Raw genomic sequence first — 24074 nt, 5'->3', positions numbered from 1 at the left:
AATAACTCCCCTCTCTTCAGACCGGAAAGTCAGAGCTTAGTCCTCATGGTCTTCAAATGGATCACTCAATTCAGCCGAAGGCGGACCAAACGCTGTGTAGATAGAAAAGCCAGTGACGGCGATTAGAATCACAGCGACTGAAATGCTAAGAACTATTGCAGGTTCCATTGTGGATATTATATAAATGAGTCTTCTTCCTCTATAATATTACAGAACATTACAAAACGTGATCGAAATTAATCATAGGTGACCCATGGCACAACAGACGCGGTTAGGAGATATTCTCAAACCCCTGAACTCTGAATATGGTAAAGTAGCTCCCGGTTGGGGAACAACGCCCTTAATGGCAGTGTTCATGCTCTTATTCTTCGTTTTCTTGCTAATTATCTTGCAGCTATACAACTCCTCGCTGTTGCTGGAGAACATCAATGTGGATTGGAGAAGCCTAGGTCAATAGGTCTCTAGGTTTTGAGCGTTCATGGTTCATAGTTCATGGTTCATAGCCATAAACTTTTCTTTAATCAGGTATGAACCATGAATATCCTCTCCCTGTCTGCTTGTCAGTGGGGAGACAATTATCAATGAAAAGTTAGACTCTAGCATTTGATACACAATAGAAACAGCTATTGGTACATCAGGAGGTTATGAAATGAACGTTTTTGGTATTGGTTTACCGGAAATGGCGCTGATTTTAATCGTGGCGCTATTAGTATTTGGACCGAAAAAGTTACCAGAGATTGGTCAGAGTCTAGGGAAAGCCATTCGCGGTTTTCAAGATGCCTCGAGAGAATTTGAAACGGAATTTAAGCGTGAGGCTCAACAGTTAGAACAAGCGGCGAAAACACCTCCTGCACTGTCTGAAACTCAGCAGCAAGATACTTCTGAAGCTGATTCAACAGATAGCAATAATCATGCCGCTACTCCGTCTCAAGCTAGCTAAAAACTATTTTTTCAGCGAACTTGAAGACAAAGAATTGGTAGATACTAACTGATGTTTCCCTAGCTGTTCTCATTTTTCAGTGTTTAAAGCAAAACGTCAGGACATTGATGTCCTAACGGTGGCACTCACTAAGAATGAAAAAGTAACCAACATCAGATTGGTAAGGGAGGACTCAAAATTCTATCGGTCTGGGGAATCCGGGCGGTTGATGATAGACAAGATGCAAGACTTAACCGTAGGCAGTCTATAATAAATTCTTGATGAACTAAAAAGCTGACACCATCACATAAGCTTGGTGTCAGTTGTTCATAAAGACCGTTGCCCATTATGTTGCTCAGTGTTGGGTGCTTCAAACTTGTAGCCAACCCCCCGAATCGTTTGGATTAACTTCGGGTCACTCGCATCGATTTCGATCTTTTTGCGAATTTGTCCAATATGAACGTCAACAACTCGTTGGTCTCCAACATAGTCGTATTCCCAAACTTCCTGAATCAATTCAGAACGGCGCAGGACTTGACCCGGGTGAGATGCTAAGAAATGTAACAAATCGAACTCTAGAGCGGTCAAGGGGACAAGTTGCTCGTGAAGGGTCACCTCCCGACGGGTGGGATCAATCGTCAAGTGATTGTAAACGAGACGTTGCTGGTCAGACGGCGTAATTTCTCGCTTACGTCTCAAAATCGCCCCAACTCGGTTTTCGAGTTCCATTAAATCGAAGGGCTTGGTGAGATAATCATCACCACCCTGTTTGAACCCTTGATTTTTGTCATCGGGTTGATCTCGAGACGTGAGGAAGAGGACAAAAACATCATTGATGCTTTGCATTTCCCGGCAAAGGTTGTAGCCAAGGGCATCTGGCAAATTCACATCCAGAATTACTAAGTCTGGGTTGAATTGCTTAAATGTGGCTAGAGCCGTCTTACCATCCTGCGCCGACTCCATTTGATAGTTCTTTGTGCTCAAAAAGCGAATTATTAAATTGCGGATTGCCGGATCGTCGTCCACGACAAGAATTTTGGCGGAGACCATGGTCATAAATTTCCACGGAGAACTAATTTCAGGGATTGATACAAGATGCACACCTATTCACCACTAGGATGTATTGAGCATTTTAGTCAATACTCTTATAGCGTAGCTGGATCAGGAATCAGGGTATAGATTTTTGTGACATCAATGGCGTAATCAGCATTTAAATCAATTATCGCCAGAGAACTCCGGGATGCCAATAGCATCTGGCATCATTACCCAAGTGGGAAAATAGGGCAGCCGCCCAATAGCATAACCGCTTTTGGCAGATCTGGCATCACTGGGGCTTGCCTCAACGAATTTTTCTGCCAAGAGGACTTGTTGGCAAAGAACAGGCTACACTAGCTGGCAAGGGAGTTAGCATGACACTCGGTACATAAACTAGGCTGTTACCCGTTGGGTGCAGCAGGGTTTAGAAAATCGATGTCTATCATAATAACCAGTGTAGAGTCTTACATATACCAGTGAAAAAAGGGATGTCTAGGAGGTTTTGAATGAGCGATCAAAATCCCTACGAAAAACTTGGGGTTACAGAAGACGCTTCCTTTGATGAAATTCAGGATGCTAAAGGACGCTTGATGCAGCAGCATCGCGGCGAACCTAAGCTTGTCGAGTCAGTAGAGGCGGCTTATGATGCGATTATTATGGATCGCCTCAGAATGCGCCAAGAAGGAAAAATCAAGGTTCCAGAACGCATTCGTTTTCCAGAACGGGAAAAAGTGCCACAAACCCCGTTGGGTTTTAGCTCTCCCTCAGCCAATTCCTCTCCGGCTTGGTTGCAAGGACTATTAGATACCCCGACGAGGAGTGATCTAGTTGCCCCCACGGTTGTGTTCTTGGTCTTGATTGGTCTGACTCTGTTTTATCCAGAAGCGTCAATTCTTACCTTTACTGTCGCCTTGGGGTTTGGCGGTACGATTTATTTCCTCAATCGCAAAGAACAACAATTTGGTCGGGCTGTATTGCTGACCCTGGTTGGTTTACTGCTAGGTGTAGCGTTGGGAACCGTTCTGGGAGGAGCATTAGAGTCACTGCTTATGGACATGGGTTTGACCGTTGAGAAATTTGCCTCATTGGTAACCTTTGTCTTGTTCTGGCTGATTAGCAGCTTCCTGCGATGAAAGGGGGGAAGAGGAGAAGCCAAGAGGGTAAATTCCATCGGGATGAATCTCTGCCCATCCTTCACTTCTCCTTCACCTTTTTTCCGCAAGGAGGCTCACGCTGTAATCTTTTGATTCAGCGTTGAGAGCAATTGCTTCTTCACTTCGGAAAGAGGAAATGGTTCGAGGACATAATTTTGGGTAACAATGGATAGAGGTGTTCAGCTTTTTTTCCTGTAGCTACCTACCTTCTCTGTTCCCTGTTCCCTGTTCTCTGTTCCCTGTTCCCTGTTCTCTGTTCCCTGTTCCCTGTTCTCTGTTCCCTGTTCCCTGTTCCCTCTTTGCCCTAAAAAATACTGATCAACTCTTTTCCATCGGCAAACAACCGCGTTTCATCTGCTCCCGCTCGATCGCCTCAAACAAAGCGCGGAAATTCCCCTCACCAAACCCTTTTGCTCCCCATCGCCGTTCGATGAACTCAAAGAAGAAGGTGGGTTCGGCAAAAATGGGTTGGGTAAAGGTTTGCAGTAGCAACGCTTGCGGGGATTGAGCTTGCCAATCCACTAAAATTTGCTGCTGCGCGATCGCATCCCATTGCGCCGTCGAGAAATTATAACCCGGATAGCGATCGCGCAGTTGACTGTAATAACTGGGGGGAACGTTGATGAAGGACATACCCTGACGACGCCGTTGCGCGATCGTACCCACAATATTTCTCGTAGCTATAGCAATATGCTGGACTCCGGCTCCTCCGTTCACATCCAGAAATTCCTGAATTTGAGAATTCGCCGATGTCGGTTCATTAATGGGCAATTGTGTCCCGGTTACTGGATGCACCATAACCTGAGAGGATAAGCCAGATTTCTCAGTCTGGATGGTAAACACCTGTTGCGGTTGGAAATCCAACACCTGCTGATACCACTGAACCGCTTTCGCCAAATCCCCAGCCGCCACATTCAGGACAATGTGATCGATATGGGTAAACGCTTCAGTTGGGGATTGGGGAAGTGTTGAATGTAGAGACGCGCCATGGTGCGTCTGAGGGGTGAATGTTGACCCTTCACTCAGCCAGTCTACCTGTACCGGAAAGCAGAGGATGGGATTAAAGCTATGGCGTTCGACCAAAGTATGAGTCATATCGCCCCATGCAGCGACTTTACCCCACTTTATGCATCCATTCTCATAAACTTGGGTTTGAAGAGGTTGTAAGACCTTAGCGCCGCGTTGGAGCAGCTTTTCCAGGCTCCATTCCAGATCGGCAACCTTAAAGGCAATATCAGCAACACCTGGAGGATGCTGGCGCAGAAACTGGGCAACGGGACTATTAGGCGCGATCGCAGACGACAGGACAAAATAAATAGCACCACTCTTAACCACCGTAGTGTGTGTGTGACAACTTGCCCCCGATGCCACAAATGCAAAACCCATCTGCTGAACAAACCAATCGCGGCAGGTTAGCGCATCTTTAACATAAAAGTGAATGTGATCGATTCTCATCGCTTATCCGATCCGGCAGCTTACTTGGTTTTGACACTCTCCACCCTACAAGGACGGAGATTCTTCGTTCACCGATCCGGCTTGCCTTGACAGGATTTCTCCAATCAAAGTAGAAGTCGGGTCTCCCGAAGCGTTCAGATTGACCCTTCGACTTCGCTCAGGATTAACCAAAAATTGTACGTAGTAGCCATCAACGCGACGAACCAACCGCACCCGTTTTATCCGATCAAGTTGATAGAAGTTTAAATCCCACGTCCCTTTGAGCTTGAGTTGACCAATTCCCTTTTTGTCTGTGAAGTTTATTTGCTTCCGAGTTTCGGAAAGTTTCCAGCCGCTAGTCTTATATTCAACCGAACGACAGTTTTTCTTGAATTTTGGATAACCTTTCTTTCCCGGAATAGCTTTTTTGCAATTACTGTAGAATCGAGCGATTGACGAATAGGCTCGTTCTACAGCCGTTTGGCAAGCATGGGAATTTAAGTCTTTGACAAAAAGAAACTCAGCTCTTAGCGATGTGTTGTAACGATACAAGTCTTTTTGCCCAACATTTTTGTTGTCCATCCAGTAACGGATGCACTTATTGCGAACAAACTGAGCTGTTCTTATCGCTTCATCGATCGCTGAATATTGAGTTGTTTTTCCTTTAGCCTTGAACTCAAAAACCAGCATTTGACGTGGAAAAACCCTAAATCAATATTGTCGCACATAAAAGTCCCCCTGGAAGGTGTTCCTGAGCGTGTCGAAGGACGAGGAGCCTGAACCCATTGTTTTCGGTCATTTGTTGATTGTTCATGGTTCATGGTTCATGGTTCATTGGTAATCCTCTTCCCCTGCTCCCCCTGCTGGAACCAACTCACCTCAATAAACCTGCCCATGGAAACCTTGGAAAAGACAAGAATTAGTGATTAGAAAAAGAGATGGCTTTCCGGCTGGATGTTGATTTCCATTGGTACGGCTTGAGGATCAGCGCTCAGGGCAAACAGAATGGCATTAGCGGCTGTCTCTGGAGTGAGCATCTTTTGGCGATCCACTTTTAAGCTGACATTATCCCAGAAGGGTGAATCCACACCACCAAAGTAAAAGAGGGTAAACTTAATCCCAAAGCGCTTTAATTCATCTGCCATACATTTGCTAAATCCGACAACGCCGAACTTCGAGGCGCAGTACGCCGACGCCATTGCCATAGAATGTTTGCCTAAGATGCCGATGATGTTACAAATGTGACCGGATTTTTGACCCTTCATCACGTCAGCGGCGGCTTGACAGGTATAGAAGCTACCTTTGAGATTTAAGTCCAGCATGGCGTCTAAGTCAGCTGATGTAATTTTGTTGTACTGTTTAAGAACTCCCGCCCCTGCCGCATTGATGAGTACGTCAATTTGACCAAACTTGTCAACCGCCTTCTGCATCAGCGTTTCCACTTGGGCTGGATCGGTGATATCTGTGGGTACATTTAAGACTTGCTCTAGGTTAGCCATGGGGAGTTGGGAGGTCAAAGTGGCTAGGCGATCGCTCTGTCGGGCGGCGAGGACTAATTTGGCTCCCTCTTGGGCTAATTGGTGGGTTACGGCTGATCCAATTCCTCCTGTGGCACCGACGACCACTATAACTTTATCTGGCATATAATTTTACATTTCTTTACATCTTTACCTATGATAGAGCGATTTGTGATTAGTCATTGGTCATTGGTCAAACGTTACCATCAATAGCAATAAGAACGTTCCCTTAGCCGTTCAACCGGGGCGGGTTTAGTTACATGAGGTTGATGACAAAGGATAATAGTCAAACCCGCCCCTACATTCAGACAGACGCGCCATGGCGCGTCTCTACTCAAAACTAACTATGCATATTGTGGTCATTGGTAGCGGATTTGGGGGACTCTCGGCGGCGATTCGGTTACAGGCTGGGGGTCATCGGGTGACGATTGTGGAAAAGCGCGATCGCGCCGGGGGGCGTGCGTATGTCTATCAACAGCAGGGGTTTACCTTTGATGGGGGTCCCACGATTATTACCGTGCCACATTTAATCGATGAGTTATTTGCCTTAGCTGGGAAAAAGACTGCCGATTATGTCAAACTTGTCTCCCTTGAACCCTTTTATAACGTCCGCTTTCCCGATGGCTCAGTCTTTCACTACAATAATTCTACCGACTATTTAATTGAACAAATTCGGGCGTTTAATCCGGCTGATGTCGCCGGATATCAACGTTTTGCTAAAGCCGCAAACGCTATTTTCGAGAAAGGATTGCCGTTAATGGAGCAGTCGTTTAGTCGCTTCACGGATATGCTAAACGTGGCTCCGGATTTGATTCGATTACAGACTTATAAATCCGTCGCTGGGTTGGTGAATCAGTACATTCAAGATGAACGATTGCAGCAAGTTTTTAGTTTTCATCCTTTATTAATTGGTGGAAATCCATTTCAGAGTACGGCTATCTACGCCATGATTCATAAGTTAGAACAGGCGTTTGGGATTTGGTTTCCGATGGGAGGAACGGGCGCATTAGTTCAGGCGTTGGTGCAATTGTTTCAGGAACTTGGGGGTCAACTGTTACTGAATCAATCGGTGACGGAAATTGTGATAGATGAACAGACAAAACAAGCCACAGGCGTGAGGCTAGAGGGGGGAGAAGTGCTGAAGGCAGATGCGGTGGTAAGTAATGCGGATGTGGCGTTTACTTACTTGAATTTAGTTTCCCAGAAATTTCGCCGCAAATATAATGACCGTCGCGTTAAACAGATGCGCTATTCTATGTCCTTATTTGTGCTGTATTTTGGTACAAATCGTCAGTATCCAGAGATGGCACACCATGAAATATTGATGGGGACTCGGTATCGGGAATTAATGCGGGATATTTTTGGGCGTCAGCAGCTTGCGGAGGATTTTGCGTTGTACTTACATCATCCGACGGCGACTGCTCCATCCTTAGCCCCACCTGGATGTGATTGTTGGTATGTGTTATCCCCTGTTCCCCATTTAGGGAGTCAAACCGATTGGAGGGTAATGGCGAAACCGTATCGGGATCGGATTATTGAGTATTTGGAACGGCATTATTTACCGGATTTGTCTAAGCATATAGTCACCGAACATTATATTGATCCGTTGCATTTTCGCGATACGTTAAATAGTTATTTAGGCAGTGCGTTTTCCGTGGAACCGATTCTCACGCAGTCGGCTTGGTTTCGTCCTCATAATCGGAGTGAGGATATTCCTAATCTCTATTTTGTGGGGGCGGGAACGCATCCGGGTGCGGGGTTGCCAGGGGTGATGAGTTCGGGAAAAATTGCGGCGCGGTTGATTGAAGAAAGTTATACGGTGCGGGTTTAATCTGAAAACGCTGTAACTGGGGCATCGCGCCTTAAGTCTAGAGAGTCGCCAGGGGGCAATTACCAGCGGAACGCTGCTAGCGGGTGCGATCGCGCTAACCACGAATGGCGGTACTATTAGCATCACCAGCGAAGATGCGATCAGGTTTTCCGGTTCGGGTTTAATGCAAACCCATGGCGGAAACATTATTCTCAGAGGAAGGAAGATTAAGGGGGGTGGGGTTACCCTGAATAGTGGTAACCCCATGGGTGAGGGGGGAGGTATTCATACTAACGCGAATTCGGGTGACTTGGCAAGGGTAATCTGAATTTGACATTATCACCGCCCTATAAGTGCGGTGAGTCCTCACCTTTAAGGGTGGTCGCTGAATAGGGGTCAAACAGGCGAGGCTGGCGCGAGTCATATCAGGGCGGACAAGAGAGGATGATAATAAAACAAGTGCTAAAGCACTGACTACAAACAACAATTAACCAAATGCACCATCAACCAACCCCCTGGTTCCGTCGTCGAGATATTGTTATCGCCTATACCTTGCTGCGAATCGTTTTAGGCATAAACTTTTTTAACCACGGCTTTACTCGTCTGGGTAATATTCCCGGCTTTGCCCAGTCGATGGTTGATTTATTTCAAGATACATTTATTCCCGAACCCTTAGTCAGGGCACCCGCTTTACTGGTGCCAATTGTGGAATTTATTGTCGGATTTCTGGTGACCCTGGGATTAGCGACTCAAGCCGCGTTAGTCACCGGATTTGGCTTAATGATCGTGCTGATGTATGGGGTGACATTACTGCAAAACTGGGATACAGCGACGAGTCAATTGATTTATTGTCTGGTGTTTTTTATCTTAATTGCTGGCAATAGTTTTAATGATGTCTCCATTGATGCATGGTGGCAACGCCGGAAGACGCGATCGCAGCGTCTTGATAACTCCGAAACTCATTAACACGTCCCAATTGCCAACTTCCGGTAGACTATTGACAATACGCCTAAAGTATCAACTCAATTCCACACAACATCAGCTTAGAGAAAGGATGACTATCAATTATGACCAACTCACCGAAAATTCTGGCATTTGCGGGTAGCGCTCGCACAGCATCCTGGAACAAAAAATTAGTAAAAATTGCGGTTGAGGGTGCAAAAGAAGCCGATGCGGAGGTTACCTATATAGATTTTCGCGATTTACCCATGCCCCTGTATGACCAAGATTTGGAAGAAAACGCAGGTATTCCGGAAACTGTCCGCCAATTCAAGCAACTGATGAAAGCCCATCAAGGCTTACTCATCGCCTCACCGGAATACAACAGTTCAATCTCACCTTTACTCAAAAATGCCATTGACTGGGCATCTCGTCCAGAACCGGGCGAACCCCCCCTTGCCCTCACCTGTTTTCGGGATAAAGTGGCTGTCTTGATGAGTACCTCACCCGGAGGAATGGGCGGGTTACGGGGTTTAATTCATGTTCGTGCCATTCTCGGTAATATTGGCGTGTTAGTTTTACCGGATCAGAAAGCGATTTCCAATGCGTATCAGGCATTTGATCAGAATGGGAACTTGATTGATGAGACACAACAAGCGGCGGTGAAACAATTGGGTAGTAAATTAGCCACAGTCCTGGCAAAATTAGCTTGATCAGGGAAGCCCAGGTGTAGAGGGACTCCAGGTGCAGCGGGATAAACAAAGGACGTAGCTTGCTTCTCAAGGAAGCGAGTATGACAAATGACAAATGACAAATCTGCTGTAGACTATCTCTAGCCCAACTGTAATTGCCCAAGTTAGCGTGTTCAGCCCATCTAGTTCTGACCAATCCCCTTCCCCTAAATCTTTGCCCAATCAACGATGGCAAATTTTCTCCGCTAACCCAGAAAAAGCCAACCAACTCGCCCGAGGGACAGGATTGTCACCCCTGCTGGGTCAAGTGTTAGTTAATCGAGGATTCGACACCGTAGATCAAGCTATGGTCTATTTATATCCAGAATCCCTGGCTATGCCCACCCCGCTTGATGAATTTCCCGACTTGGCGATTAGTGTGGAGATGCTTAAAGAAGCGATCGCAGAAAATGAGAAAATAGCGATTTGTGGTGACTATGATGCTGATGGCATGACCAGTACCGCCTTGTTACTGCGGGCATTACGATGGTTAGGGGCGGATGTGGAGTATGGGATTCCTAGCCGGATGAAAGAGGGGTATGGGATTAATACTCGGATTGTGGAAGAATTCGCCAATGAAGGCGTGGGGCTAATTCTGACTGTGGATAATGGGATTGCAGCACACGACGCGATCGCCCGCGCTGTAGAATTGGGTCTAATGGTTATTATTACCGATCATCACGACCTTCCCCCTGAACTCCCCAACGCCGATGCAATTCTCAACCCGAAACAGTTACCTGAATCTTCCCCCTATCGCAGTTTAGCTGGTGTCGGTGTCGCCTATATATTAGCGGTTACTCTCGCCCAAGATTTAGGTCAACTCCAGGGACTCACTAGCCAACTCCTAGAACTCTTCACCCTGGGTACGATTGCAGATCTCGCCCCCTTAACGGATATTAACCGCCGTTGGTTAAAACGAGGATTGCAACGCTTACCTAAATCTCAACTGGCGGGAATTCAGGCTTTAATTCAAATGTCAGGCGTCAGTGAAGACCAAATCGCCCTGAAACCGGAAGATATCGGCTTTAAACTCGGACCGAGAATTAACGCCGTGGGACGTTTGGCTGATCCGCAAATCGTGATTGAACTCCTCACCACCAGTGATTCTGGAATCGCCTTAGAACGGGCGATGCAATGCGAACAAATTAACCAAAAACGTCAACACCTGTGCGCGGAAATCGAGGAAGACGCGATCGCACTGATTGAAAAAGAGGAGTTAAACTGGCAACAGCAGCGCGTTCTCGTCTTGGTGCAACCGGGTTGGCATCATGGTGTAATTGGCATTGTGGCGTCGCGCCTGGTGGAACGGTATGGTGTCCCGGTATTTATTGGCACCTATGAAGACGAAAAGCAGGAACAGATTCGCGGTTCTGCACGAGGAATTCCGGAATTCCATGTCTTTGAAGCCCTACAATCTTGCCATGATTTATTAGGGAAATTTGGCGGACACCAAGCAGCCGGAGGCTTTTCGTTACCCAGTGCAAATTTAACCGCGTTTCAAACTCAACTGAGTCACTTTGCCCATCAATGTTTAGAACCTGAACATTTGAAGCCCTTAGTCTCCATTGACACCGAGGCTAATTTCAATCAAATTACTCATAATCTTTACCAACAAATTGACCGATTGCATCCTTGCGGGATTGGTAATCCTGACCCAATCTTCTGGACACCGAATGTGCGCGTAGTGGAACAAAGACTTGTGGGAAAAGGGCATCTAAAGCTTACCCTGTCTGGATTTGACGGAACCAAGCAACTGAATGCGATCGCGTGGCGTTGGGGTGAATACTTCCCTCTACCTTCTAATGTAGATATTGCCTATAAACTCAAAGAGAATGCCTGGAATGGAAATATAACAATTGAATTAGAATTAGTCGGCATTCGGGTGAGCGAATCAGCCCCATCACCGATTAAAAAAGCCGAGATTAAAAAAGCAGAATTTTATCACAATGAACGCCGCTATACCTGTAGTTTATGGGAATCGTTAAACGAGTTGCGAATTAGGAATTCTGAAGGCAAAGTTCTGGTAATTCAAAAAGGACAGCGTACCGGACTTTTAGGCTTCAAGCGAGATGATGCGAAACAGGTAGATGTTACCCAACCTCACTATTATCAGTTAATTAAAGCCGCAACTCGTGCTTTAAAGTTGTGATTCGTCATTGGTCATTGGTCATTGGTCATTTGTCATTGGTCATTTGTCATTTAGTCGGGGCGGGTTTAGTGAGATTTGGGTGCAACAGAAACGATAGTTGTCAAACCCGCCCCTACAACTGTCATCATATTGCTTCCCTATCTCCCTCATCTCCCAGACGTGCCATGGCACGTCTCTACACAGCTTCCCCAGCTTCAATGCATCAGGGAGCGAGATGCTCCCACTACAGACGGCTACAGGTCTCCCCTAAACGCAGCCAGCAGAAAAATAACCACAGGACCAGCAATCACAATCGCCGCCAGCACGGTAAGCTGGGCAATCAGTTCCCAGTTGATATTCCCGATAAAACTTAAATCCATCTATCCTCCCGATTAACCTAATTTCAATGGTGTCGTTAAAAATTGCCGATTAGATTTTACTGGGTAATTGCCCAGTTTTTTTAATCAAATTAACAAAACTATACAAAACGTAACAAAAATGTCATTTGTTCTGTGTCATCTGTCCTTGCCTATCCGACAGAGGAAAACCCGTTATCCTAGAGAAACCTGAAATTAATCGCTTTCAGCAACCCTAACCTACTTCGTTGAGGTTAGGGATTGCCAGAGACAAGTCTGGCGACGCAAGCGCTGAATATGACCATTGAATCACCAACTGATACACACTTCCGGATGCTTCCCCAGTTCGCGAACCCTGTAAGTCTACTTGTTATAGACGCTTTAAGAGAGGACATTTTGTTGGTGGCGGTCGAGGGGACATAGTGGTCAGTGGTCAGTTATCAGTGGTCAGTAATTGGCTGATAACTGATAACTGATAACTGATAACTTACACGAGAGGCTTATACCCATGATTCGTGTGCCTGTTCTATCACCGAAAGGTAAACCATTAATGCCAGCTAAAGCCAGCCGTGTTCGACGGTGGTTAAAGGCTGGGAAAGCCAAGGTTGTACACAACGACCTTGGCATTTTTCAGGTTCAGTTAACAGAGGAGCCGTCAAGTAACCAAACCCAAAACATCGCGGCTGGGATCGATCCCGGTAAGCTGTTCACGGGAATTGCTGTTCAATCAAAAGGGGCTACCCTGTTCCTTGCCCACCTAAGCCTACCGTTTAAAACCGTAACCAAACGGATGACCCAACGGGTAATGATGCGACGGGGGCGGCGAGGGAGACGGATTAACCGCAAGCTACCCTTTAACCAACGCAACCATCGCCAGCACAGGTTCAACAACCGCAAGGGGCACAAGATTCCTCCCAGCATCCGAGCTAACAAGCAATTAGCGCTGAGGGTGATTCAAGAGTTAAGTAAAATTTACCCATTCACTGACGTGGTAGTGGAAGTGATCAAAGCCAGAGGAGACAAAGGGTTCAGTCCCGCCATGGTCGGGCAATACTGGCAGATTGAGCAGTTAGAGCAAGCGGGTTACACCGTCCATGCCCAAGAGGGGTGGCACACCTCAAACCTAAGACAGCACCTTGGCTTGCCCAAGTCAAAGAATAAGGCTGAGGAGTCTCCTGCTGCCCATGCTGTTGATGGCATCTGCCTAGCCGCTTCCCTGTTCATGCGATATCGCCAGATTAAGGGTAGAAGCGGTACCTTCTTGGGTGGAATAGCGGTAACACCATGCCAATTCGCGGTAATCCGCCGCCCTCCAATCTGTCGCCGCCAACTACACCTAATGGTTCCCGGCAAGGGAGGGCTGCGGCGCGGCTATGGCGGAACAGTCACCCGTCACGAGTTAAGGAAGGGCGATTATGTCAAAGCGGTTAAAGCCGGAATCACCTACTACGGGTACGTTTCTGGCGACACTAAAACCCAAGTTTCGGTTAGTGACGCTAGCTGGAAGCGAATAGGAAGGTTTACCGCTTCCAAAGTCCAATTGTTGCAGCGAAATACCGGATTGGTATCAACAGTTGGATTGTCAAACCTAACCGCGTCGAACGGCTAGGTTTGACCTCTGTCCCTCTCCGGCTTGCTTCGCTGAAGCCGGAGTCCCACGAGATAAACCAATGGCAACTTGGCGTTGTGTAAAGCAATGTGGTGCGTGCTGTCATCTAGACCCAACCGAACGCCCTGGATTAGAAACCTATCTGACTCCAGAGGAGTTAGACCAGTATTTGAGTATGGTGGGGGAAGATGGATGGTGTGTCAATTTTGATCATCAGACTCGTGAATGTCGCATTTATGCCCATCGCCCTCGCTTCTGTCGGGTGGAGGCGGATATCTTTCACCAGATGTATGGGATTGAACCGGAGGAGTTAAACGATTTTGCGATCGACTGTTGTCGAGATCATATCGCAGATCTCTACGGCGATCGCAGTTTGGAGATGCTACGCTTTGACCGAGAAGTTGGGATATAAGTCGGTGGGGACAATTAAAGTTAACGGTGGAGATTGTCCTTTGTCCTTTGTCATACTCGCTCCCTTGAGAAGCAAGCTACGTCCTTTGTAAGGGTTTGAGGATTATTGACAGAATGTAATATAGGTGGGTTTATTGCCACCGACCTACTTAACTGCTCTTTTTGACCACAAAACATACCCATTTTGTTTGAATCCTAATCATTAACTTGATTACCTCTATTATTCACCAAAAATCAAGATTAAAATTACTTGAATTCTCCCCTCTCCCCTGGTGGGAGAGGGGTTGGGGGAGAGGGGGAAATACTATCGCCTAAGGTGGCAAGCACTGAGAAAATTTTTACAAGGCTTAATCAACATTATTGCTGATTTGATTTGTGGTAAAGGTATTTCCTTAAATGGTTTATTTACACGAACAGTTTTTACTCAGAATACTTCTTAAGCTATACAATTCTTCTCTTCCTTGTCTCCCTTGTCTTATCCCCACCCTAAAGTAAAAAACCTACACCTGTTAGCTGGGGGTGAGGGGTTGAGCTTAAGTTGACTTGACACCAATGGGTGTAGGGGTGCTTCTTGAACTCAGTCAGGGCGGGTTTTGTACAAACGTTACCACTAATAGCCAAACGAAAATTCCTAAACCCGCCCCTACAAACCCGATTCTATTATCAAGCGCATTGGGTGAATACTTCCCCAATCACTAATCAACAAATGACAACTACCGAGACATTGACTCGATTTCGATTATCTGTCCATCGTCTACCATGACTTGAGTACCGGGGACGATTTGTCCTTGTTGGGATCTAGATAAACCAATGCTGACGGTATCACCATTTTCTAATTCCACGCTGGCGATGTTACCCGTGATACTGGCAATTCGTCCTTGCATGGGGGCGTCGTATTCAATCACCATTAAGTCCGGTTCCATGGAATTCTCACTCATGGGATTGATATCGACAATGCGTCCATCGTCTACCATGACTTGAGTACCAGGGACGATTTGTCCTTGTTGGGATCTAGATAAACCAATGCTGACGATATCACCATTTTCTAATTCCACGCTGGCGATGTTACCCGTGATGCTGGCAATTCGTCCTTGCATGGGGGTGTCGTATTCAATCACCATTAAGTCCGATTCCATGGAATTCTCACTCATGGGATTGATATCAACAATGCGTCCATCGTCTACCATGACTTGAGTACCGGGGACAATTTGTCCTTGTTGGGATCTAGATAAACCAATGCTGACGGTATCACCATTTTCTAATTCCACGCTGGCGATGTTACCCGTGATACTGGCAACTCGACCTTGCATGGGTATAGCATAATCGGCGTCGGCTACGATATCACCTTTGAGGCGTTTATCTTGAGAATCAATGGCGACAATTCGACCATAAGCTACCCACACGTCGGTTCCGGGTTCTAATCGACCCAGTTTCCAACGGGCGACGGGAATTGTTTTGCGTTCACCATTGTCCATTTCAATCGTGGCAAAGTTAGAAGCGCGGCTGACGACTTCCCCGTGTTTGGGTTGCACGGGTTCAGCTTCTGTGGTATTAGGAGTATTGGGGTTGAGTGAACCTTCGCCAAGGGGACGTGCGATCGCGGAAGTTCCCGCAACAGCACAGAGTACGGCACTTAACATTGTACCTGTTAGGAGTTTGGGTGTTGAAATTCGCATATAAACCTTTGTTAATTCGGCAACGGGTTAATTTTTTTCTGGAATTAAACCTATCTTTTAGCTTAGAAATTAAAAGGTAATGAAATCATGACTCGAATGATAGATGTTTGCTCTGATGCGTAAGTTGGAGAGAAAAGATACGGATATCTATCTTTTGGGGGTTGACACTATCAAATAGGGTTTTGAAGCGACGGATCTGCTTCATCGTTTCAATCGACTGGATGTAATAATTAGCTACGTTCATACCTGATGATATTGAATCGTTCTGTATCTTTTGGAGCCTGAAAGTATTTTGTTATCGCCTCAAATTCGGCATCGCTGGTAAATGCGGCTCCATCTGGTTTATCCTGGCTGCGTTTCTTTAGCTGTTGTTTACACAGATTGTTGGTTGCATCGATAAAATGAAGCTCGTGAGTAGCATTAGTTTTCTCAATTAGCTGACGAAACCACTGACGTTGATTTTGGGTATTGGCGGGAAAATCTAGAACAACTGAGATACCGTTTAAGAGAAGATTACAGATGGGGTCGGAAATAGCTGTTTTGAGACGCCAAGAGTATTTAATGTAACTGGAAATATCAATAATTTCTTCGGGATAGAGTTGGGAGAGTAGGTCATCTTCAACTAGCAGAATGGCATTATGGTCATTGGCTAGCTGTTTGGCTAAGGTTGATTTTCCGGCTGCCATTTTCCCACAAAAGAAATAGAGGGTGGCTGGCTTGTTCATTTAGGAGTGTCTCTCTGTTCAGGTACTTATTGGTTGACGTAAGGCTTAACAATTTTAGCCCAGTTGAGGTATCCTTTGCCGTTTAAATGTACGCCGTCAATGGTATATACTGGGTCGAGTTGTTTCTGGTCGTTGGTAAAGTGTTGATGTAAATCAATATAGGTATAGGAAAATTCGTTGGCTAGGTTTTGAAGGTGGCGATTGACGGCGATAATATCGGAGTTGTTGACTGTAATGGAATAGTCGATGGTGTTCATGGGTAAGAGGCTTTGAATAAAGACTTGGGTTTCTGGGGTTTGGCGTTGAATTTGCTCTAGGATGAGGCGATAGTTGGCGGCGATTTCGCTGGGGGGTTTCTTTTCATTCCATAAGTCATTTGCGCCAATCATTAGAAAGAGTTTTTGGGGTTGGGATGCGGTGATTTCATTGAGGCGATTGAGAACGCCGTCGGTGGTGTCTCCAGAGATGCCACGATTGCGGATGTTGGCGTTTCCGAGGAGTTCTGCCCATTCACCTTGATCGGTGAGACTATCACCAATGAAGATAATTTCGGTTTCGGAGTTGGGCATTTGCTCAAACATTTGTTTTCGCATTTGGTGGTAGGTTGATTGATAGGTGTTGCGACGACGGGCTATGGTTACGGTTTGTTCGACTTGTTGATGGAAGGGGAGTTTACTGATTAGGTAGGGAATGCCGCCTCTGCGAATGATTAAGATGCTGAAGAGGAGGATAAAGAGTAAGTTTAGGCTAAGGGATGTCCAAAGAATTAGGGTATTTTTGGTAGTCATGGGTAATTGGTAAGCAGGGAAAGCAATGTAGAGACGTGCCATGGCACGTCTGGGAGCAGGGGAAGTCTAATGTAGGGGCGGGTTTAGGGACAATTGTAGGGGCGGGTTTAGGGACTAAATTCAGCTATTCACCGATCAATGAACAACAAAACCCGCCCTCCTCACCGATCAATGAACAAGGAAATATACCATATTTTACCAATGAATGAAGGACGAAACCTGCCTTGTCTTACCAATAACTGATCAATACAATCTGCCCTTTTTCTGTAGGGATTGGTTTTACTGATCAGGTGGTGTTGATGTTCTGATCATTGGATAGGCTAAAGCCATTACTACAAACTACGGACGAGGATATAATATTTTAGGTGCTTGGAGGGGGAAAGTTGATGAATGTGATTCCATCAGAAGGGTGCTATTGGCTGAAAAATGCCTGTGTGCCACTCTCAATGTTACAGGTTCAGGATCAATCGATTTTGGAGAATCAAACCTCTGAGGGGTTGTGTTTCGTGGATATTCAGGTGGCTGAGGGGAAGGTGGCGCAAATTGTGCGGGCGAATTCTCAGCCGATCGCAGATATGGCGGTGGTAGATGTGCAGAGGGGACAGGTTTGGGCGGGGTTTGTGGATGTGCATACTCATCTGGATAAGGGACATATTTGGCAACGCACGCCGAATCTGGAGGGGACGTTTGATCAGGCGTTGGAGAGGGTGAAACAGGATAGTTTACAGTATTGGCAAGCGGAGGATGTTTATCGCCGGATGGCGTTTGGGTTGAGGTGTAGTTACGCCCATGGTACTCAGGCGATTCGCACTCATATTGATGCGTTTGGCGAACAGGCGGCGATTAGTTTTGGGGTGTTTAAGCAGTTACAGCAGGAATGGGCGAATCGATTGGTGTTGCAGGCGGTGGCTTTGGTGTCGCTGGATTATTATTTGACGCCGGAAGGGGTGAAGTTGGCGGATTTGGTGGCGGAAGTGGGGGGTGTTTTGGGGGGGGTGGCGTATATGAATCCGGATATAGAGGCGCAGTTGGATCAGGTGTTTCGGTTGGCGCAGGAACGGGATTTGGCGTTGGATTTTCATACGGATGAGACGGATGATCCGGAGTCGATTTGTTTAAGGAAGGTGGCGGAGGCGGCGCGGCGGTGTCAGTTTGGGCGACAAATTGTTTGTGGACATTGTTGTAGTTTGGCGGTACAGTCGCCGGAAGATGTGGCGGAGACGTTGGCGCGGGTGAAGGAGGCGGGGATTGGGGTGGTGAGTTTACCGTTATCCAATCTATATTTACAGGATCGGAAGTTGGGGAGAACACCGCGTTGGCGGGGGGTGACGGTGATTCAGGAGTTACTGGAGTCTGGGATTCCGGTGACGTTGGCGAGTGATAATTGCCGTGATCCGTTTTTTGGGTTTGGGGATCATGATGTGTTGGAGGTGTTTAATCAAGGGGTGAGGGTTGCCCATTTGGATGGGGTGTATGGGGAGTCTCCGGCGATGGTGACGAAAACGGCGGCGGATTTGATGGGGTTGGAGAATGTGGGGCGAATTGGTGTGGGGTTGGCGGCGAATTTGGTTTGGTTTAAGGGAAGAAGTTACAGTGAATTGTTATCACGTCCTCAGTGCGATCGCGTGGTGATTCGCGACGGAATAGCGATTGATACGACGTTACCAGATTACCGGGAATTGGATTCGTTGGGTTCGTAGTCTGCGCTTTAGCGCCGCCTACAAGCATTATTCACCTTCCCGATATCGCCCCACTTTTTTGGCGGCTTGGGGTAAACATTGGCGATAAAAACTGCATCCTTTACAGCGTTTGGTGTAAATTGGTTTGGGCATTTTTCCGGTTCCCCCCTTTTGAAGGGGGGTTAGGGGGGATCTATAAAATTAGGTGAGTGGAGAATCTAGTTCATTGATGGGTGGAGAGGGCAGGTTTTGTTGTTCATTTATTGGTGAATCGTTGAATTTAGTTCCTAAACCCGCCCCTACACAATAACTAATTTATAGAGATGTTTCGGTGTAAGGTGATGAGGGCGGGCGCAAGTTGTTCATTTATTGGTGAATCGTTGAATTTAGTCCCTAAACCCGCCCCTACACAATAACCAATTTATAGAGATGTTTCGGTGTAACGTCTTTACGACTTCATCCGTCGCACCATCCCCATTCCCATTGTGGTTTTCCGCCCGACGCCAGAATAGAGGGCAAAATCGGCTAAAGCGTTAATTTGCTGAATCGCCTCTGCTTCAGGTTTTCCCATAATCCGAAAATTGAGTGCGCCAACACAGCCAATAAATTTACTGCGAGAATCGGCAACTAATTCGGTGTGAATCTCAAAGAAACTGGGAAAAACATGATCGACTAATGTTTTCGGGAATTCTATGCCACTGTATTGATTCCAGCGCTTAATTAAACTGTTAAAGACTAACTCCCTTGTGGGTAAGGCACAATCATATTTACTCTGACGAAATGCGGTGGGGGTAGAAAAGGCGAAATTCAGAGTGCGATCGCGCGTCGAGGCTTGGTTGTATAATTGTTGATAACTGAGAGCATTTGCCCAACATCCAGGCATCCCTTTTTGGGGTGTTCCTAGAATACTGGTAATCTGCAAGTTAGCTGGACCTAAATGCCAGGGTTGTTCGGGATTCAGGTTTAGCCACAGGTGGGTTAATTGACTGAATAAGGTATCATCGAGTAGGGAAATTCGCCACCAACAGGGAGTTCCTGTGGGAATTGGTTTATGGTGTTGCCAGTAGAGATTAGCTGATGCTGAATCACTCCGATGCTGAATTTGTAGGGGACTCAGGGTAAAGGCTTTATCGGATTTGGCTTCGTGGAGATAATCGCCTAGGTTTCTATCGACAGAACTTACCAGGTTGAGAAATAGGGCGTGTAAGTGGCGTCCACTGAGAAACTGTGGTGGAATTGGCGATTGGGGAAGTAGGTTGAGAATTAGACTATGGGGCATAGTTTGAATCCCTGATAGGGATTATAGAGGATTTTGACATAGCATTGAGCCGCCAACTATCTAGAGGGTAGGTTTCAATCCCTGATAGGGATTATAGAGGATTTTGACTGTAGATTCCTCAATCCCTCACAATGATTTTTTAGTTTCAATCCCTGATAGGGATTATAGAGGATTTCGACCCTCCGTTTTTGGAGAGGCAGCAATTTGATATCTGTTTCAATCCCTGATAGGGATTATAGAGGATTTCGACCAGCGTTACTCGTTTAGTTTTCAGGGAAATACTTTGCTTGGTTTCAATCCCTGATAGGGATTATAGAGGATTTCGACGGACATTCCCCAAATTGGGACTATGCCTCTATTTCGTTTCAATCCCTGATAGGGATTATAGAGGATTTTGACTTAATCTCCCTAATAAAGAAAGGGATTAGTTTGTTGTTTCAATCCCTGATAGGGATTATAGAGGATTTTGACTATCCCTTTCAATGATGACTTCAACGCTACTAGAAGTTTCAATCCCTGATAGGGATTATAGAGGATTTTGACCAGCTCCGGCGCCCTAGCACCCATAGATATAAAGTTTCAATCCCTGATAGGGATTATAGAGGATTTTGACTTCTTTTGGAATATCTCAAGTCTCTTAATTGCAGTTTCAATCCCTGATAGGGATTATAGAGGATTTTGACGCCTTCCGCTAATCTCCCCTGTGTAGGGTATTGCTCGTTTCAATCCCTGATAGGGATTATAGAGGATTTTGACATTATGTTTCCGATTCTTTTATCTCAAATCACCCCTGCTCGTTTCAATCCCTGATAGGGATTATAGAGGATTTTGACTATTTAGATTTGATTGATTCATCCTCAAAAAAAGTGTTTCAATCCCTGATAGGGATTATAGAGGATTTTGACTAATCAACAAAGCAATAATAACTGGGTACTTAAGGTTTCAATCCCTGATAGGGATTATAGAGGATTTTGACGGAGCGATCGCCCCACGCCTAGAGACTGCTACCGTTTCAATCCCTGATAGGGATTATAGAGGATTTTGACCCCTGGCATTTCCTTGATAGGGTGCGTGTCAGGCACAGACTCAGGTTTCAATCCCTGATAGGGATTATAGAGGATTTTGACTATTAGTGGTATACCAATAAAAGCAAATCAATTGGTTTCAATCCCTGATAGGGATTATAGAGGATTTTGACCTCGGTGAGGTATACGAAAAGGGTTAGCGATGCCATTGTTTCAATCCCTGATAGGGATTATAGAGGATTTTGACTATATTGCGGGGGTGCAATCAATAAATCAATTTGCGTTTCAATCCCTGATAGGGATTATAGAGGATTTTGACTTTTGAAATTTATTAACCCACGATATAGGGTTGAAGTTTCAATCCCTGATAGGGATTATAGAGGATTTTGACTGAAGGCTTTTTTGGCTGAAAGTAGCGATTTTGGGTTTCAATCCCTGATAGGGATTATAGAGGATTTTGACTGCCGACCTCTGAAACGCTTACTGTATTTGATTTTCAAGGTTCGATTGCGACAACCTCCTCTAACTATAGCATTTCAGCCCTCACTTTTGACAACCCCCGCGAACAAAAAAGTCTCAAACCCTTTCTGAATCAGCTTTTCAGCTTTTGCGACAACCTCCTCATTCGCGAAAAAGGCTGTATCCCTGACTCAATAAGGAATACAGCCTCAAATTTTGACTCCTCGAAAAAAACACCTACTGGTTGTCGCATCAGACAAAGAAAATCGAATTATCCCTTATGGGTTCGCCGCCGATGCGTTCAACCTTCCCCTGACAACAGCCACAGAGGAAATAGAAGCGAATGCTATCCTGGTCTGGCTTAATCACCTTAGAAAGACGCGATCGCAACTTGGCATACTGGGTATCCGTCAAACTGCACTCAAACAAACTATACTGCATCCACTGCCCATAAGACTTAAGAATACTGTGTATTTTCGTTCGACGCTTATCTTCCGGGATATCATAGGACACAACCACATACATACTCTCTACCTCACAATTAACGGCGGATACTGCTCAATTTCCCCCATCAGATACTTCGCCAAGAGTCGCCCTTGTATCTCAAAGGCTTCCTGATAAGTACATTTGCGCCCCAAGACAGGATGCTTAAACGTTGATTGCTTCTTTTGTTCATAAAGCTTGAGAAATTCTCGCCGTCCTTCCGGGGATAAAAACACAGCTTGGCTGAGCGGTTCCGTGGTAAACTGCTCAGGGGTGAGGATTCGCAGATTAATGCCATTGAGTATCATTGAATCCACAACCAAGGGACGAAACTCTTCCATTAAATCTAGGGCTAATCCTGGACGACCATACTGTTGACAATGAAGATAGCCTAAATAGGGATCAAACCCCACAATATTCACTGCACTCTGGATATCATGACGCAGTAGAGAATAGCCAAAACTCAGCATTGCATTCACCGGATCAGTTGGGGGACGACGGCGTCGGGCGGTAAACTTAAATCCAGGGACGCGCATTAGTTGATCAAAAACACCAAAATACGCTGCACTCCCCGCCCCCTCTAAGCCGCGTAGAGAGTTAATTTTATTCGTTTTCTCAATGGGCGCGATCGCACGTTGTAGGCGATTCATTGCTTTTTGTAACGTCAGTTCCGGATATTTACGCTGATTTCGGGTTAGCAGGGTGCGATAATTTTTCAATTTTCCCCGAATAAATCCCCGGACAAGATGCAGCGCCGCTTCAGATTCCCCAGCCGCTTGCCATTGGGCTTGGCGAACAAAGATATTTTTGGTCATTTCCGGTTCCAATCGTCCCAGATATTTCCCGGTTCCGGTAATAAAACTTAGCGGGATTTTCCGGTCTAAAAGTTCTGTTACCACGGCTGGCGATACCGTCGCCCGTCCGCATACGACTATCCCCTCTACTTTAATTAGGGGGACATCTAAGAGTTTCTGTTTGTTGGCTTTGACGCTAAGGCGTTCATCGGTTTTGCCGATAAATGAGTCATCCTGGGTGATGTAAACGGTTCCCATATTATTTGTCCTTTTTGTTAGTAGTGAGGACTTTAGTCCTCTTATTTGGCGGCGCTAAAGCGCCGACTACAAGCAAGCTGTTATTCCTCTTCCCGATATCGCCCCACTTTATTGGCGGCTTGGGGTAAACATTGAGGATAAAAACTGCATCCTTTACAGCGCTTCGTGTAAATCGGTTTGGGCATAGTTCCGGTTTCTAGTAAATTAGTCACTGATTCAATCGTTTCTAGGGTTTCCTGTCGCAATGCATCAGAAATCTCAACCAATTGTCGCTGATGGGAATGAGCATAATAAATATAGCCGCGACTAATCGCTTGTCCCGTCATTTCTGCTAAACACAACGCCTGGGCGCAGACTTGTAATTCATCGTTATCCCATTCTCCCTTCCGCCCCCGCTTATATTCCACGGGATAGAGTTGACCGGATTCTGATTCAATTAAATCCGATTTCCCGATTAGGTGATACTGTTGAGACTTCAGCCAAATCGCCCGCACCTGCCAAACATCCTCCCGTTGAGACTCACCGACAGTGTGAACGCGATCGTGTAAACTGGTGCCATCAATGGTATAGTAATTCTCGCTAAATTCTCCCGCACAAAACATCCGCCAGCAACGGTGGGGACAGTAGGAATATTGGTTGAGAGAAGCGATGGGAATGTAATCAGTCTCGTTCATTTGTTTTACCTGTAATTATTAGGATATTAAGTTGTAGGGGGACGGCACTGTCCATTGGTGTCAACTTAAGGTGAAAGCTCGGTTGAGCAAGGGTGTCGGGTGTCGGGTGTCGGGTGTCGGGTGTCGGGTGTCGGGTGTCAGGATGGAATTGTCTGTTGGAGGCGAAAAAACCTCACACCTACCACCATTCA

Annotated in this window: 23 protein-coding genes, 1 pseudogene and 1 CRISPR repeat array; of the genes and pseudogenes, 10 read left to right on the top strand and 14 right to left on the bottom strand. The window is 46.1% G+C overall.

Translation table 11 applies throughout. The features are described 5' to 3' along the window. Positions 1 to 36: 36 nt before the first annotated feature. On the bottom strand, positions 37 to 168 hold the full coding sequence (gene psbN / locus RIG66_RS32280) for a photosystem II reaction center protein PsbN (protein WP_006099531.1): 132 nt from the start codon (positions 166 to 168) through the stop codon (positions 37 to 39). 85 nt (positions 169 to 253) lie between these two features. On the opposite strand from psbN, the gene psbH reads away from it, so the two are divergent. Beyond that, entirely contained in the window at positions 254 to 457 is a 204-nt protein-coding gene (gene psbH / locus RIG66_RS32275) for a photosystem II reaction center phosphoprotein PsbH (protein WP_193877901.1), read from the top strand. 192 nt (positions 458 to 649) lie between these two features. Next, a complete protein-coding gene (locus tag RIG66_RS32270; RefSeq protein WP_446383966.1) occupies positions 650 to 940 on the top strand; it encodes a TatA/E family twin arginine-targeting protein translocase in 291 nt (96 codons plus the stop codon). Between the two features lie 306 nt (positions 941 to 1246). Here the strand turns inward: RIG66_RS32270 and RIG66_RS32265 are convergent, their stop codons facing one another. Together RIG66_RS32265 and RIG66_RS32260 are read right to left on the bottom strand one after the other, a co-directional pair. Then, positions 1247 to 1975, bottom strand: coding sequence for a response regulator transcription factor (locus tag RIG66_RS32265; RefSeq protein ID WP_446383964.1), 729 nt, complete (start codon positions 1973 to 1975; stop codon positions 1247 to 1249). A gap of 159 nt (positions 1976 to 2134) precedes the next feature. After that, positions 2135 to 2278 (bottom strand): hypothetical protein, encoded by a 144-nt coding sequence (locus RIG66_RS32260; RefSeq protein ID WP_446383962.1) that lies wholly within the window; start codon positions 2276 to 2278, stop codon positions 2135 to 2137. Positions 2279 to 2460: 182 nt separating this feature from the next. On the opposite strand from RIG66_RS32260, the gene RIG66_RS32255 reads away from it, so the two are divergent. After that, positions 2461 to 3087 (top strand): CPP1-like family protein, encoded by a 627-nt coding sequence (locus RIG66_RS32255; RefSeq protein WP_446383960.1) that lies wholly within the window; start codon positions 2461 to 2463, stop codon positions 3085 to 3087. Between the two features lie 339 nt (positions 3088 to 3426). On the opposite strand, the gene hppD is transcribed toward RIG66_RS32255, so the two are convergent. The 3 genes and pseudogenes from hppD to RIG66_RS32240 all read right to left on the bottom strand — a co-directional run bounded on the left by hppD (position 3427) and on the right by RIG66_RS32240 (position 6185). Continuing rightward, the gene (gene hppD / locus RIG66_RS32250) at positions 3427 to 4563 is read right to left on the bottom strand and encodes a 4-hydroxyphenylpyruvate dioxygenase (RefSeq protein WP_446383958.1); all 1137 of its coding nucleotides are present in this window, start codon (positions 4561 to 4563) and stop codon (positions 3427 to 3429) included. Between the two features lie 99 nt (positions 4564 to 4662). After that, positions 4663 to 5232 (bottom strand): annotated as a pseudogene (locus tag RIG66_RS32245) (RNA-guided endonuclease InsQ/TnpB family protein); the annotation flags it as partial. A 236-nt stretch (positions 5233 to 5468) separates the two neighbouring features. Continuing rightward, positions 5469 to 6185 carry an SDR family oxidoreductase gene (locus tag RIG66_RS32240; protein WP_446383956.1) on the bottom strand — a complete coding sequence of 239 codons (717 nt, stop codon included), beginning with the start codon at positions 6183 to 6185 and terminating at the stop codon, positions 5469 to 5471. A 220-nt stretch (positions 6186 to 6405) separates the two neighbouring features. On the opposite strand from RIG66_RS32240, the gene RIG66_RS32235 reads away from it, so the two are divergent. The 4 genes from RIG66_RS32235 to recJ all read left to right on the top strand — a co-directional run bounded on the left by RIG66_RS32235 (position 6406) and on the right by recJ (position 11688). Continuing rightward, complete coding sequence (locus RIG66_RS32235; RefSeq protein WP_446383983.1) at positions 6406 to 7890, top strand: phytoene desaturase; 1485 nt, start codon at positions 6406 to 6408, stop codon at positions 7888 to 7890. 474 nt (positions 7891 to 8364) lie between these two features. Continuing rightward, positions 8365 to 8835 carry a DoxX family protein gene (locus RIG66_RS32230; RefSeq protein ID WP_446383954.1) on the top strand — a complete coding sequence of 157 codons (471 nt, stop codon included), beginning with the start codon at positions 8365 to 8367 and terminating at the stop codon, positions 8833 to 8835. Positions 8836 to 8936: 101 nt separating this feature from the next. Continuing rightward, a complete protein-coding gene (locus tag RIG66_RS32225; RefSeq protein WP_006099189.1) occupies positions 8937 to 9521 on the top strand; it encodes an NADPH-dependent FMN reductase in 585 nt (194 codons plus the stop codon). Between the two features lie 148 nt (positions 9522 to 9669). After that, the gene (gene recJ, locus RIG66_RS32220) at positions 9670 to 11688 is read left to right on the top strand and encodes a single-stranded-DNA-specific exonuclease RecJ (RefSeq protein WP_446383952.1); all 2019 of its coding nucleotides are present in this window, start codon (positions 9670 to 9672) and stop codon (positions 11686 to 11688) included. A 233-nt stretch (positions 11689 to 11921) separates the two neighbouring features. Here recJ and psb30 read toward each other — a convergent pair whose 3' ends face one another. Continuing rightward, entirely contained in the window at positions 11922 to 12047 is a 126-nt protein-coding gene (psb30, locus tag RIG66_RS32215) for a photosystem II reaction center protein Ycf12/Psb30 (protein WP_006099423.1), read from the bottom strand. 484 nt (positions 12048 to 12531) lie between these two features. Here psb30 and RIG66_RS32210 point away from each other — a divergent pair, with 484 nt between their 5' ends. Continuing rightward, the gene (locus RIG66_RS32210) at positions 12532 to 13632 is read left to right on the top strand and encodes an RRXRR domain-containing protein (protein WP_446383950.1); all 1101 of its coding nucleotides are present in this window, start codon (positions 12532 to 12534) and stop codon (positions 13630 to 13632) included. Between the two features lie 61 nt (positions 13633 to 13693). Beyond that, positions 13694 to 14044 (top strand): YkgJ family cysteine cluster protein, encoded by a 351-nt coding sequence (locus RIG66_RS32205; RefSeq protein ID WP_446383948.1) that lies wholly within the window; start codon positions 13694 to 13696, stop codon positions 14042 to 14044. Positions 14045 to 14756: 712 nt separating this feature from the next. Here RIG66_RS32205 and RIG66_RS32200 read toward each other — a convergent pair. The 3 genes from RIG66_RS32200 to RIG66_RS32190 form a co-directional block, all read right to left on the bottom strand. After that, positions 14757 to 15719, bottom strand: a complete 963-nt coding sequence (locus RIG66_RS32200) for a hypothetical protein (protein ID WP_446383946.1) — start codon at positions 15717 to 15719, stop codon at positions 14757 to 14759. A 230-nt stretch (positions 15720 to 15949) separates the two neighbouring features. Continuing rightward, positions 15950 to 16444: an AAA family ATPase gene (locus RIG66_RS32195; protein ID WP_446383944.1), complete on the bottom strand. Its 495-nt coding sequence runs from the start codon at positions 16442 to 16444 to the stop codon at positions 15950 to 15952. A 26-nt stretch (positions 16445 to 16470) separates the two neighbouring features. Beyond that, entirely contained in the window at positions 16471 to 17274 is an 804-nt protein-coding gene (locus RIG66_RS32190) for a GDSL-type esterase/lipase family protein (RefSeq protein ID WP_446383942.1), read from the bottom strand. 344 nt (positions 17275 to 17618) lie between these two features. Here RIG66_RS32190 and RIG66_RS32185 point away from each other — a divergent pair, with 344 nt between their 5' ends. Then, entirely contained in the window at positions 17619 to 18932 is a 1314-nt protein-coding gene (locus tag RIG66_RS32185) for a cytosine deaminase (RefSeq protein ID WP_446383940.1), read from the top strand. Positions 18933 to 19359: 427 nt separating this feature from the next. Here the strand turns inward: RIG66_RS32185 and cas6 are convergent, their stop codons facing one another. The 4 genes from cas6 to cas4 form a co-directional block, all read right to left on the bottom strand. Continuing rightward, positions 19360 to 20190 carry a CRISPR-associated endoribonuclease Cas6 gene (gene cas6, locus RIG66_RS32180; protein ID WP_446383938.1) on the bottom strand — a complete coding sequence of 277 codons (831 nt, stop codon included), beginning with the start codon at positions 20188 to 20190 and terminating at the stop codon, positions 19360 to 19362. A gap of 1 nt (position 20191) precedes the next feature. Continuing rightward, positions 20192 to 21677: a CRISPR direct-repeat array (repeat unit 37 nt; unit sequence GTTTCAATCCCTGATAGGGATTATAGAGGATTTTGAC). A gap of 249 nt (positions 21678 to 21926) precedes the next feature. Then, complete coding sequence (cas2, locus tag RIG66_RS32175) at positions 21927 to 22199, bottom strand: CRISPR-associated endonuclease Cas2 (protein ID WP_446383936.1); 273 nt, start codon at positions 22197 to 22199, stop codon at positions 21927 to 21929. A 5-nt stretch (positions 22200 to 22204) separates the two neighbouring features. Next, entirely contained in the window at positions 22205 to 23209 is a 1005-nt protein-coding gene (gene cas1d, locus RIG66_RS32170) for a type I-D CRISPR-associated endonuclease Cas1d (protein ID WP_446383934.1), read from the bottom strand. Positions 23210 to 23289: 80 nt separating this feature from the next. After that, positions 23290 to 23883, bottom strand: a complete 594-nt coding sequence (cas4, locus tag RIG66_RS32165) for a CRISPR-associated protein Cas4 (protein WP_446383932.1) — start codon at positions 23881 to 23883, stop codon at positions 23290 to 23292. Between the last annotated feature and the right edge of the window lie 191 nt (positions 23884 to 24074).

The organism is Coleofasciculus sp. E2-BRE-01 (assembly GCF_040221695.1).
Lineage (GTDB): Bacteria > Cyanobacteriota > Cyanobacteriia > Cyanobacteriales > Coleofasciculaceae > Coleofasciculus.
Note: the sequence above shows the minus strand (reverse complement) of the source record. Positions and strands in the feature narration are given on the sequence as shown.